Annotated in this window: 9 protein-coding genes; 3 read left to right on the top strand and 6 right to left on the bottom strand. The window is 70.2% G+C overall.

Going from position 1 to position 11,718, the window contains the following annotated elements:
• The first annotated feature begins 656 nt into the window (after nt 1-656).
• Nucleotides 657-2,654, top strand: a complete 1,998-nt coding sequence (locus AB0M18_RS31985) for a hypothetical protein (RefSeq protein WP_365764249.1) — start codon at nt 657-659, stop codon at nt 2,652-2,654.
• A gap of 49 nt (nt 2,655-2,703) precedes the next feature.
• On the top strand, nt 2,704-2,994 hold the full coding sequence (locus AB0M18_RS31980; RefSeq protein WP_365764247.1) for a hypothetical protein: 291 nt from the start codon (nt 2,704-2,706) through the stop codon (nt 2,992-2,994).
• Nucleotides 2,995-3,089: 95 nt separating this feature from the next.
• On the opposite strand, the gene AB0M18_RS31975 is transcribed toward AB0M18_RS31980, so the two are convergent.
• From AB0M18_RS31975 to AB0M18_RS31965, 3 genes are all read right to left on the bottom strand, one after another.
• Complete coding sequence (locus AB0M18_RS31975; RefSeq protein ID WP_365764245.1) at nt 3,090-3,305, bottom strand: hypothetical protein; 216 nt, start codon at nt 3,303-3,305, stop codon at nt 3,090-3,092.
• Nucleotides 3,306-3,578: 273 nt separating this feature from the next.
• Nucleotides 3,579-3,917, bottom strand: a complete 339-nt coding sequence (locus AB0M18_RS31970; RefSeq protein ID WP_365764243.1) for a hypothetical protein — start codon at nt 3,915-3,917, stop codon at nt 3,579-3,581.
• 377 nt (nt 3,918-4,294) lie between these two features.
• Complete coding sequence (locus tag AB0M18_RS31965; protein ID WP_365764255.1) at nt 4,295-5,659, bottom strand: hypothetical protein; 1,365 nt, start codon at nt 5,657-5,659, stop codon at nt 4,295-4,297.
• Nucleotides 5,660-6,031: 372 nt separating this feature from the next.
• Here AB0M18_RS31965 and AB0M18_RS31960 point away from each other — a divergent pair, with 372 nt between their 5' ends.
• Nucleotides 6,032-7,252, top strand: a complete 1,221-nt coding sequence (locus tag AB0M18_RS31960) for a hypothetical protein (protein ID WP_365764241.1) — start codon at nt 6,032-6,034, stop codon at nt 7,250-7,252.
• Between the two features lie 113 nt (nt 7,253-7,365).
• On the opposite strand, the gene AB0M18_RS31955 is transcribed toward AB0M18_RS31960, so the two are convergent.
• The 3 genes from AB0M18_RS31955 to AB0M18_RS31945 form a co-directional block, all read right to left on the bottom strand.
• Nucleotides 7,366-7,971 carry a hypothetical protein gene (locus AB0M18_RS31955; protein ID WP_365764239.1) on the bottom strand — a complete coding sequence of 202 codons (606 nt, stop codon included), beginning with the start codon at nt 7,969-7,971 and terminating at the stop codon, nt 7,366-7,368.
• Entirely contained in the window at nt 7,971-9,560 is a 1,590-nt protein-coding gene (locus tag AB0M18_RS31950; protein WP_365764237.1) for an acyltransferase, read from the bottom strand. The genes AB0M18_RS31955 and AB0M18_RS31950 overlap by 1 nt, the downstream gene beginning before the upstream one ends.
• 253 nt (nt 9,561-9,813) lie before the next feature.
• Nucleotides 9,814-11,502: a hypothetical protein gene (locus tag AB0M18_RS31945; protein ID WP_365764235.1), complete on the bottom strand. Its 1,689-nt coding sequence runs from the start codon at nt 11,500-11,502 to the stop codon at nt 9,814-9,816.
• Nucleotides 11,503-11,718: the final 216 nt, after the last annotated feature.

Here is an 11,718-nt window from a genome sequence, read left to right as displayed (position 1 = left end):
ACGTGACTGGTGTTAAGACGTGTGATCTTCCGTTCTGTCTCCTGCGGAGACACGACGCGGAGTGACTGCGTCACTCCCAACGCTGCTGCGTCGCTGCGCGACGCCAGAGGGAGCGGCCCGATAGGCCGTCACCTTCGGTGACGGCGGGGCTGCCCGGTCGGACCGGGTCCGCGGCCCGTGGGGTGGGGGCCGGCGATGGCTTCACGCCCCGCTGCGCGGTGCATTTTGCCTGTTCAGAGAGGTGCTGGAGGGTTGTGCCGGGGTTGGTCGCCTCCGTCCCCTGCGGGGCCGGAGCTCCTGGTCGGACCCCTCGTACTCCCTGACAGCAACAGTATGCAGTCAGAGCAGACCCCCTGTCCAGCCTGCCCGCCCTACTCGAATACGGTCACACACCGTGTCACACAGCTTCGTACCTACGCGACACATGGTCTACACCAAAAAGACGGCAGCAAAAGGGAGAGCTGGGTTTCTGAGGCCGGAAAACCGGTAGGAGACCCTGCCAAATTCCCTTACAACAAACCCACATGACAAAACCTCAAAACACCCACCCACAACCAACCTGACACCCCACCAAAACCCCATACACAAAACGCAAAAGACGAACCCTCACACCATCGCTGGAGTTATATAACTCATGCTAGAGTTCTTCTCATCAGGTGGCCGTCCGGCCCCCGAGTTCCGCAGCTGAAAGGGTGCTTGAAATGTCGTCCATTCCCAACAGCGCAGCGCAGCTTATTCAGGTGGCCAAGGAGAACGATTGGGAGGTGTCCGCCACGTTCGCGGCCGGCGGGGCAGGGGACGTGAAGGTGGACACGTGGATGGTCGGTCTGGAGGCGTACACCACCGGCGGGGAGGTGTACCTGGTGCTGCTGTGGGAGCGCGATGCGCGCGGCGCGTTCCGGTACAAGCCGGGGGCGGGGCGCGGTGGTGTCGACGGCGTGCGGCTGGCGGACATGAGCCTGAAGGCCATCACGGCGCTGGTCGAGGAGTCGGAGCTGTGGGACGGCGAGTGCGGGTGTGAGTCGTGGGAGGACGCGGAGGACTGGCACAACCCGCGGGTGTGCATCGAGCACGCGTACTTCCCCGCGCAGGGGTTCTCCGCGCGGTGGGGGTGGGGGTCGGAGATGACCCGCAACCGCGATCTTGTCGGGTGGGAGGACGGCGAGACCGGCGGTCTGTACTTCGGGGCCATCGAGGGTCAGGAAGCGCTCACCCTCGCGGACGTCGTCCCCGAGGACGTCCGTAAGGCCAACGTGACCGTTCCCGGCCTGCCGGAGCCGGTGGACGTCGGATGCTGCGACGTCCGCGTCGAGGGGGCGTTCGACGGCATGTGTGAGTCGGTCGGTGTCCGCCTGTACCGCGTCGGTCGACAGCTCATGTGCGCCCAGCATGCGGCGCAGCGTGCGCGGGTGTCCGTGAGCGCGCTTCCGGTGCTCGCGTTGGACGCCGAGGAGCGTCGCTACGCCGCGGACCTGATCGAGGATGACCGCCGGCTGCGGATGTTCCGCGGTGCTGAGGCATGGGCGGAGCAGCAGGACGCTGCGGGTCGTACGGTTCCGGCGGGATTCGAGCGGTGGACCGAGGAGAACTGGACGGGGGACGACTTCGCCGCGGCGCTGGAGGCGTGGCTGCGGGCCACGGGTCGGGCGACGGATCCCTCGTTCGCGTGGGCGGTGGCGGGGCCGGTGGACCGTGTCGAGCAGTCGGCGGTGCGGCTGGAGGCGGCGCGGGCGGAGCTGGAGACGGCGCGCACGCGCTACGCGCAGTCGTCGTTGAGCCTGAGCCGGGAGGGAATGCGGCGGGCGCGTGAGCGTGTGGATGCGGCGAACGTCGCGGTGGCGGCCGCCGAGCGGGACCACGCCGCGGAGTCGTCGGTGGCGGGCGGGGACGATGCTGCGGCCGCAACGGATGCTGGGACGGTCGGGGACCGGTATCGGTTCGGTCTGCCTGACGCCCGCGGGCGGCGCGAGGTCTTCGTTGACGGTGTGCTCGCCGGGTACGTGTCCAACCCGGTCGTCCTCTGGTACGCGTCGCCGTTGGGCGGGCAGACCACGGAGCACACGGACCGCGAGACCGCGGCCGCGTCGTTGGTCCGGTGGGCCGACCAGCGGGCGGCCGAGGAACAGGCTCGGGTCCGCGCAGAGGTGGCGGACGGGGCGGACGTGCGGCAGGGAGGGGCGGTCGAGGAGCGCACCGTCCGCGCCGAGGGGCGGGCGCCCGTGGTGGCGGAGAACGGTTCCGGGCGGCGGGTCACATGTGCGGCACGGGTGGGGATTTCGGGGTGTTCTCACAGGTCAGAGCGTGTGACTCACCCTCATGTGACTGGTCATGTGACTGGCCGTGTGACTCCGACGGGGCGGCCACGGGGCGGCGGCGGGGCCCGGGACAGGGCGGCGGCCCGGGTCACGGGGCCGGGGGCGAAGCGGGGGCAGGGCCCGGGGCCGGGCGGCCGGCGGGCCGGAGCGGAACGTGGGGTCGGGTCGGCGGGCGAGGAGGGCGGTCCCCGCCGGGCGGACACGACCGGGGAGGCCGGGCCGGGAAGGCCGGGCCTCCGGTGGGAGCGGGTCCGTGGCCGGGCGGGCGGCCGGGGTCGGCGTTCCGGTGGTGGTCCAGGTCGGGTTTGGGGTGCACGAAAAAACAAAGAACTTATATAAGTTGCGGTAGGGTGGTGCCGGCCCCGACCCGACCCGAGAGGTGACCACCGTGACCACCGCCCCGCGCCATCACGACCGCTCCCCCAAGACGTACACGACCGGCACCGGACGGCCCACCGCGAGGGAGCTCGACCAGACCAAGGTGGTGCGCACCGTCAACGTCACCGGCTCGGTGTGGGAGGCGGGCAAGAAGCGCGCGGCCGTCGACAAGGTGTCCATCTCCCACGCCATCGGGCTGTTCCTGGAGGCGTACGAGGCCGGGGTCATCGACCTGGAGACCATCGTGGCCGAGCTCGACGAACTTCACGCAGACGAGCAGGCCCGCGAAGCCGAAAAGTAGAGATCGCGGCGAACTTTAGGCCGCCGCAGCCGCAGCGGGCGCCCACCCGCACGTCGAAGGGCGGCACCCCGGTCGGGGTGCCGCCCTTCGTGTGGTCACGAGGAGGCCGGTGGGGCCTGGCTCTGGGCCGTGGGGATGAGGAACGCGGCGATCGCGACGCCGACGGTGGCGATCCCTACGAAGGCGCCCCCGCCAGCAGCCACGGCTGCGAGACCGCTGGCACCGAGCTGCGCCGTGATGATCGCCGCGCCGAGCCCGGCGATGACCGCGATGAGAACGATGATGATGACGGTGGTGACCCTGGTGTTCATCGCCGTCCCTCACACTTCACCGCGTACCGCGCGGCGGGGTGGGGAGGGGCAGGGGTCGTCAGCCGCATCGAGGTACCTGCGGTACCGTCGACTTGTTGCACGGGTATATCGCACCAGCCTTTCGTGTCCTGAAGAGCTCGGATGGATGGAGCCCCCGGCGACGGATCGGGGAGTCCCGCAGCTGCACCAAGCCGCCAAGCACGGGTGCAGCAGGGGACTCCCCATCGTCGTATGAGGCCCCGTAGCGATCCACGATACGCAGAGGGCGCGGAGCTACCCCAATCGGGAACACCCGCGCTCCAGCCCTCCCTCTGCCCGCCAAACGCGGCAAGGGGCCTGACCTGCAGCGATCCTGACGGAACGCCACGACCTGCGAATAGATCGTTCTCCGCCGAAGCCGACGCCGATCTTCCTGCGGTTGCACGAGGCGCCCGCCAGCCGTACGGCTGTGACCTGCGGACTTACCTCTTTGTCGAGCTTCTCCTTGCCGAAGAAGAACTCCTCGTCGACGAGGAAGGTCTTGTCGACGAGGAAGTACATCTCCTTGTCCTCCTTGAGCGCGATGTTCCGGAAGAACATCTCGCGCGCAGGGGACACGTCGCGGATGTTCATGCCCGGCCGCTGGCGCATCCGCGCGGCGGAACGCTGCGTTGGGCGAGCATCCGGGCACCCTCCAGCCCCCTTCCGGCGCAACTGCCGGGGCTGGCCGCCAGGAGGGGCGGAGGCCGGTCGTCTTCTCCTCGTCGCGGATGACGATGACGAGGAGGTACACCTCCTTCTCGTCGGGGCCAGCGGACGAGAGCGCGTGCCCCGTCCGCTGACGATCCCGAGCTCCTCGTGCATGACGGGGCCGATTACCGGCTTCGCGCTGGGGTTAGGGAGTCGAATGCCTTCTCCTTGCCCACCCCCTAGCGGCCTCCCATGCAGACGCGCCGCAATGCGAGATGGGCCCCGGCCAGTGGCCGGGGCCCATCTCGTGCGTCTCGCGCTCACGGGGCCAGCTCTGCGCAGCGGATGCCTCCGGCGGGGTGCCACTCCATCGCGGGCGAGACGGCGTTGCCGTGGTCGGTGCAATACGGGTTGGGGATGATGCCTCCGCAGGCCTGCGGCGCGCAGCGGCAGGTGCTGCTGGGGGCGGTGTAGGGCAGGGCGTGGCGGACGGTGCCGCCGCGCTTGGCGGCGGTGCCGCGTGAGCGGGCGGGCCAGGCGAGGGTGACGCGCAGGCCGCCGGAGCCCGTACGGAATCGGTCGATGATCTGCAGGCCGTCGCCGACGGCGAGCGGGGGCGTGCCGGGTGTGGTGAGCCGGCGGACGGCCGCCCCGGCCTTGTCGGCGGTGAGCTCGGCGAGGGCGTCGGCCTGGTCGTCGGTCATCCAGCCGGCCAGCCGGTCCTCGCCGTCGGCGGTGTCGGTGAGCTCCAGCACCGGACCGTCGAGCCGGAAACGCTGTTCGCTCCCCGTGCCGAGGGACGGTCCGACCACGAGCGTGGCGGCGGGGAGCTCGGTGGGGACGGCGATCTTGTCGTGGGCCAGGAGCCAGGCGACCACGGCCCGGCGGTCGAAGGTCGGGTGGACGGGGGTGCCGCCGACGGGGTCGGGGAAGTCGGTGTGGCGGCGGCGCCAGTTCACCACCGCCGCCCGTCCCACCCCGGCGATCCGGGCGACCTCGGCCAGCAGCACCACGTCCTCGCCCGACACCACCGGCGTCAGCGCGGCCAGCGGGGAGCGGCGGCCCGCGGTGACGGTGCGTACGGCGGTCCAGTCGACGGCGGGGCGGGTGAGCGGGAGCAGGGCGATGTCCTCGGCCGAGTACAGCGGGATCGTGGTCAGGCCGCCCTGGCGCTTGTAGTCGATATCGACCGAGCTGGTGGGGGTGATCCAGCCGAGGCGTACGACCTGGTCGAAGTCGCCTCGGCGTACGCCGAGGCGGACGGCGGCCTGGTCGGGGCCGAGGGGGACGTGCCGGTCGAGGAGGGCGGGCAGGTCGCGGCGGCGGGCGAGGGTGGCGACCTGGTCGGGGTGGACGTCGGGATAGGCCATCTCGCCGCCGAGGTAGGTGAGCAGCCCCGCGCGGACCAGGTGTCCGATCGCGGCCGCGGTCACCTGGGGGCGGCAGTGCGGCAGCGGGTCGCCGAGGGCCCGGGTCAGGACTTCTGCGGCCGCGAATGCGCTTGTCGGGCCGCGCAGGGCGGCGCGTACGGCTTCGGGGTCGGCGGCCTCCACCACCGCCCGGGACCAGTCGCGGGTGGTGGGGTCGGCGGGCGGGACCAGGCCCGAGGCCGTCGCCCACCGCCAGGCGGCCACGGACACCTTCAGCCGGCCCGCGGCCTCGTACGCGTCGTACGTCTCGCGCATCACGATCACTCCAATCTCACGACGGCGCGGCCCGCCCACCGGGCCACGCCGGAAACATGCCGAATGATCCGGTTTGTTGTCAATAGCCGGATTTTCAGGGGGAGTTGGGGGCGCACCGCACAAGCCGCGTACGCGTACACGAGGCCCCGGACCACTCCGGCGGGTGAACCGACAGGGGCACCGGCGGCCCGTGCGGGGCATGCGAGACGCCCCGCCCGGCGGGTGCCGGGCGGGGCGCAGGGGCCCGGACGATGCCAGCCGGGCGCAGGGGATCGAGGTGGGGTCTCTGCCCTATTTTCCCAGTTCAGTACCGATTGTCAGACCCTCCCTCTAGCGTTGTAGGTCCTACTCGTAGCGCTGCGGGGAGCATCCATGGACGACGACCTCCAGATCGACAGCGATGAAGACCTCCTCCGTAACCCCGTCTACTACGAACGGGTCGGCCGCAACCTTGATCTGGACCGTCCCGACCTCGGCATCCCAGGAGGTCAGGAGATCCTGAGCACCCTCCTGGGGATGCGACGGCGTGTCCCCGTCGAGAAGCGCGGGCTTATCTGTCCCGACTGCCGGGACATCCGCGGCCGGCGCGTCCCGATGTACCTCGTCGAGCGCGGCGACATGTGGTTCGCCTCCCACTACCGCAAGCCCGGGGAGAAGCCCATCAGCCACGAGTCCGACGAACACCTCGCCCGCAAGGAACGCGTCGCGAAGGACTCCGAAGATCACGGCTTCCCTGCCGACATCGAGTCGCTGACCGCCGACGGGCACGCACGCCTCGATGTACTCATCAGCGGCGCCGACGGCATCCGGCTGGGCTATGAGCCTCAGCTGAGCTCCCAGACCGCCCGCGGGATGCGCGCACGGGAAGGATTCCGGCGCCGCAGCGGTATCCAGTCGGTCTGGGACTTCGCCGACCCCGACCACGCAGGCATCGGCACCGTCCCCTACGTCCGCACGCCCAACCTGCCGGCCTCCGTCATCCGCGTGCAGAAGAACCCCATCCCGGTCCGGGACGGCAACTTCGTCCTGGAGGAGGGAAAGTGCAGCCCCAGCGGCGCGCTCACCCGCTGCCCGGACAAGCCCTACGACCCGGAGAACCCCACCGACACCGGGTACTGCGGGGGCTGGCACCGCGTCCTCGTTCCCGCCCATCAGTCGAGCACCATCACAGGGGAAAGCGACCTGACCCTCACCCAGTTCATCGTGGAAGCTGCGGCCGGCGAGCGGATCCCGTTCCAGCGCAACGGGCACCACGGCTGGCTCCCCGCACAGCAATGGCACCGGTACGTCGAAGCGAACGGGCCCGCCCTGGACGACAAGGACCGCCAGCCCTCCGTACGACAGGGGGACCGGCGCGACAGGTGCACCGAGGACCGCCCTGCTTCGGAGGTGCGGGCCGACCCGAAGCAGCGACGCGGCAGCCGCACGATCATCCTGGAGTCCCGTCCCCAGGAAGCCGAGGCCGCCAGGGTTCCGGTCGACGCGTCGGGCCAGACGATCCCGCTCTGCCGCTTCTGCGGTCAGCCCGCAAGCCTTCCAGGACCCGAAGGACTGCCCGAGCACTACTCGTGCCGGAGGGAGCAGGAAGCGTGATCCAACGGGGCCTACCTGCTCGTCCCGCCGTCCATCTCACGTCGGCCTGCGGGGCGTGAGATGCATGCCGCCCGGTCTTGGTCACCGGGCGGGCGGTACGGATGTACTGGGGGTCAGGCGCCGATGCCGACCGAGGAGACGTAGGCGTAGGCGTTGTAGTCGGAGTCGAGGTCGCTGATGACGTCGTCCCAGATCTCATCGACCAGGGCGGCGTTCTGGGTGGACCAGGCGTCGACGAGGTCGCTCCACACGTACCGGACGGTGATCGAGCGCTGGGACACGGTGGGACGACGGAACCTCTCGTCCACCTGAGTCTGGTCGACCGGGTAGATCTCCATCCGGCGACCGCGGCCGTCGTTGTCCAGGTGCCGCTTCAGCCAGCCGGAACGGATCAGGTTCTCCCGGCGGCGCGCCCAATACGCGGAGTCGAGCCGCTCCAGATTCGCGGCCGTGGGGGTCACCTTCCCCTTGGACTTCATCCACGACCGGATCGTGCGCGCGGAGACCCCCTGTTCGCGCAGGGCGGCGCGGCCGGCGGCGCTGTCGAGGTAGCGCAGTCGGGCGGCAAGGCCTCGCTTCGTGGTGATCGGCGAGGAAATACCGGAGGAGTAGACGATCCGGTTCAGCTCCAGGATGAGGGCTTCGCCGCCTTTGATGCCGCGGGTGTTGAACTTTCCGAATTCGCCCCAGCGGGACCACAGGTCCGGAGAACCAGCCATTACCGCTTACCCCCGAGGATGTAGGTGCCCTTTTCCTTGACTTGGTTCAGTTCCCGGCCCTCCGGGAAGACCGTGCGCCAGTCTCCCACGACGTGGAGTTCGTCGGTTCCGGAGATTTCGACGACCTGCAGTCCGGCCTTGTGTGCCTTGTGGGCCTTCATCCAGAGATTCGCGAAGGCCTTCGAGCGGATGATGTGCATCCAATCCGGGCGGCGAATTTCACGGTTCGCGCTGGACTCGCCAATCGTCGACACGAATTTCGAGTACATGGCCTTCACGTACGCCACGGTCAGTTCGTCGCCTTCGGCAAGCGCGGTCTTCCGGGATTCCGCGAGCGCGCGCCGCAGCTTTTCCAGGAGCGCCTCGGAGGCGCCGGAGACGAGGGAACGGTGGATCGTGGGGGCGTCGGCGAGACCCTGGCGCGTGCAGTCGAGCAGCAGGCGCAGCGTGGACTCCGTGACCCACAGCTCCCCCGGCTCCATGCGGGCCCCCAGCGGGTTGGGCAGGTCAGCGTGCTCCCAGTCGGCGGGGGTGATGAGGTGGACGCCGGCCTTCTTCGCATCGTGCACGCCGCTGGTGTCCTCGCGGAGCTGACCGATCGGCAGCCACGCCTTCATCGCCGAGAGGTAGGCCGCGTTCATGTCGAGCGCGGTCACCTCGATCTTCTCGCCCTTCTTCGCCGCAGTGAAAAGCTCCGGATTACGCCACTTCGGACGCCCCTCCCAAATATCGTCCGCGCCCTTCTGCGACTTCTTCCGCAGAATTTCGGCAGTCGGCGGGAATTCAGAATGCTCGTACCGTCCGCCTACCCGTGAGGATTTCAGGAGCGTCATCACGTCGGGGATCGAACGCTTGATCAGCTCCGCCTGCGCCGCGTCGACGTCGCCGGAACAGGCCGCGAGGACCTCGTGCACCCGGTCGGTGATCTGCTCGACCAGGCTGCCGGAGGCGTACCCCGGAGCACTGCGCACCGGCCGCGCCGGGGCGGGCACCACCGGCTCGGCCGCCGCGGGTGCCTCGGGTGCTGCGACCGGCTCGGCGGCCGCGGCCGGGACGGGAGCCAGGAACACCGGGGCGGCGGGCGCCGGTGCGGGCGGCGCCGTCTCCGGAACGGTGGCGGGCGGCGGACCGTCGGCGGGCGCGGCCGCTACGGCTGCCGCGCACTCCTCTGCCGTCAGGTGCTGCGGGAAGCCGTCGACCTCGAGGACCGCCGGCTGCCCGCACAGCACACACGGCCGCGCCGGCTCCTGCAGGACGAGACCGTCCGGCAGCGTGGTCTGGCCTGTCGCCGCGGGCGTCGCGGTGTCGGCGGCCGGCTCATCGGCGGGCGGGGAGGCGAGCTGGACCGGGTGCGGTGCGGCGGGCGCCTGCGTGCTGGTGTGCAGGCTCGGCAGCGTGCCGTGCCGCACGCCGACCGCGTGGGTGGGCCCGGCCAGCAGGTCGAGCACGTGCACCCGGTAGTGCGCGGCGAGCAGATCCACGTCCTCCAGCGACCAGTGGGCCCGGCCGGACTGCTTGCGCGAGACCTGCGCCTGCGACTGCCCCAGACCAGCCGCCAGGTCGCCCTGCCGGTCGCCGGTCAGCGTCATCAGCGCGGACACCGTGAGTCTGAGGAGATCCTCTGTACCCATCATGACTGCAACCCTAAATTCGATATGCGGAATCCGCATAGACATTGCGGAAATCGACTACTTGGGGCGCCGTGAGCATCTACGGGGCGCCCAGCGGGCTCCGCGACACAAGCCGCAGGCCCCGGCACTCCAACGAAAGTCGCTGTACGGCGATCTGACGGCCAACCAGACCGGGCTGTGCCCCGAGAGGCGCAGCAGCCGGGAAAGATCGTCAGAGGGGCGCAGGGGTGGCTTCCTCGGCCTGCGCAGCGGCCACGGCGGCATTCCGAGCGGCCTCCCACTCGGAATCACTCGCAGTGCGGGTCATCTCGGCCTCGATCTTGCACCGGCCGCACAGGCCCTCGGTCTGCACCGGTCGGCCGCAGGGGATGTCTCCGTGTCCCGGGCACTCCCCCGAGATCTCGGGCCCGTCGCAGACGATGCAGAGCGTCCCGTGCATGAGTACGTTCCGCCCGCAGCCGTTGACGCACTCGGGCCGCTCGGACCCGGAGCAGACCGCGCACAGATCCTCGCCCGGGACGGCCAGGGACTGGCACATGCCGTCATCTCCGGCACAGGGCCGATGCCGCCCCTCGCCGGAAGCCTCCGCCTCCAGCTGCTCACGGCGCTTCGCCCACGAGTCCGGGGTGTACGTCGAGTCCTCGTCCCCGGACGCGTCGAACAGGCTGGGGGCGCCGCTCTGGGCGGGGATCCGCGGGATGACGCTCGCCGGGCCCATCGCGAGGAGATCGCGAAGACGGCGGGAGACGATCGCGGCAACCGTGGTGCGCAGCGGGTCGGGCAGTTGCTGGGATACCAGCGCGTGCCGGATCTCCTGCGCGGTGAAACCGGACTCCAGCATGCCGGTGACCACCAGGCCCTGATCCTTCAGGGACTTGGCGTGTGTGATGGTCCACTGGGGTGCCTCCGCCGCAATCGCCCGCAGCACCTGCACCCCGGGCGTCGGGTCCACCGGCATTACGTCAGACATCGAGGCCGCGCTACCACCGGTCTCCTCGCTGCTGCCCTCCGGCGCGGCGTCAGCCGCTGCCGGCCTCTCCCCCGCCGGCAGCGGCCCGTGCTCCTGGTCTCCCTCGATGCCGCCGCCCCCGTCCGTCCCTCCGTCCGGGGTCTTCGCGTGTGCGTCCTCTACCTGCAGGGACGGACGGACGGGGGCGGAGTCCTGGGCTGAGCGGGAGGACTGAGCGGAAGGACTGAGCGGAAGGTCGTGATCTTGCAGGTCATCCCAGGGATCCGGGTTGGATTTCTGACCCGGCGGGTTGGATTTCTGACCCGGCGGGTTGGATTTCTGACCCGCCTCCCTCGCCGGAGAGGCCGGGTTGGATTTCTGACCCGCCTCTCCAGGGGTCCTCTCAGCCGCCTTCTCAGCCCGCCGCTGCGCCGCCTGCTGTGCCTCCCGGGCGATGGCCTGCTGCGCGGCCTCCGCTGCCGGGGCGCGCACGGAGTCGAGCAAGGCGAACGCGTTGCGCGGGCCGGTGTACCCGGGTCCCGGCCTGTCATGGATGCGGATACGCAGAGGGCGGCTCGCCGCGCTCGCCCGCGAGGACGTCTTGATCTCCTCGCCCTCCGGGGTGGTGATCAGCCGGAGCCGCGTCAGCATCCGCATGAGGTCACGGATGCGTCCGAGGCTGGACGGCTCCGCCTTCTCCCCGGGCGTGACCGGCTTCCGCGGGAGCATGTAAGCGAGCTGGAGCAGCGTCAGCTTCCGCACGGGCCCGTGCTTCTCAATCACCAGAGCCCGCATGATCCAGTACAGCCGCACGCCCGAATCGCTGAGGTACGGGCACAAAGGGATCCAGTCGTGGAGCTGACTGGTGTAGAACCCCGCGAGGTCCGGCCCGTCGAGCTCGACGCCCTGGCTCTCGTCGGCGTCCTCGGCGTACTCGTCGTACCCGCTCACCGGACCGCCACCGCCGTCAGCGTCCCGCTACCGGCCACGAGGCAGGCAGAGCGCCAGGCGCCGCTGTCTGGCGTATCCGTGTGGCCGGACTCGGGGCCCTGTGGCGTGTCGCGCCTTGCATCTCGTACGCTCAAGGAGAGCGCACCTCCACTCATCTCGTGTGCTTTGGCCGATCACCGGGCTCCACCCCGGAACCGGCCCCTACAGGCCCCGCCT

Origin of the sequence: Streptomyces sp. NPDC051909 (genome assembly GCF_040681095.1) — a bacterium.
GTDB lineage: Bacteria > Actinomycetota > Actinomycetes > Streptomycetales > Streptomycetaceae > Streptomyces.
The sequence above is the reverse complement of the archived record's forward strand: the minus strand, read 5'-3'. Positions and strand labels throughout refer to the sequence as shown.

What these genes read in the sequence shown, in the direction of transcription:
- AB0M18_RS31965 (WP_365764255.1), bottom strand. Translation starts at nt 5,659, where the DNA reads ATGCGCGAGACGTACGACGCGTACGAGGCCGCGGGCCGGCTGAAGGTG.
- AB0M18_RS31975 (WP_365764245.1), bottom strand. Translation starts at nt 3,305, where the DNA reads ATGAACACCAGGGTCACCACCGTCATCATCATCGTTCTCATCGCGGTC.
- AB0M18_RS31955 (WP_365764239.1), bottom strand. Translation starts at nt 7,971, where the DNA reads ATGGCTGGTTCTCCGGACCTGTGGTCCCGCTGGGGCGAATTCGGAAAG.
- AB0M18_RS31950 (WP_365764237.1), bottom strand. Translation starts at nt 9,560, where the DNA reads ATGACGCTGACCGGCGACCGGCAGGGCGACCTGGCGGCTGGTCTGGGG.
- AB0M18_RS31960 (WP_365764241.1), top strand. Translation starts at nt 6,032, where the DNA reads ATGGACGACGACCTCCAGATCGACAGCGATGAAGACCTCCTCCGTAAC.
- AB0M18_RS31970 (WP_365764243.1), bottom strand. Translation starts at nt 3,917, where the DNA reads ATGAACATCCGCGACGTGTCCCCTGCGCGCGAGATGTTCTTCCGGAAC.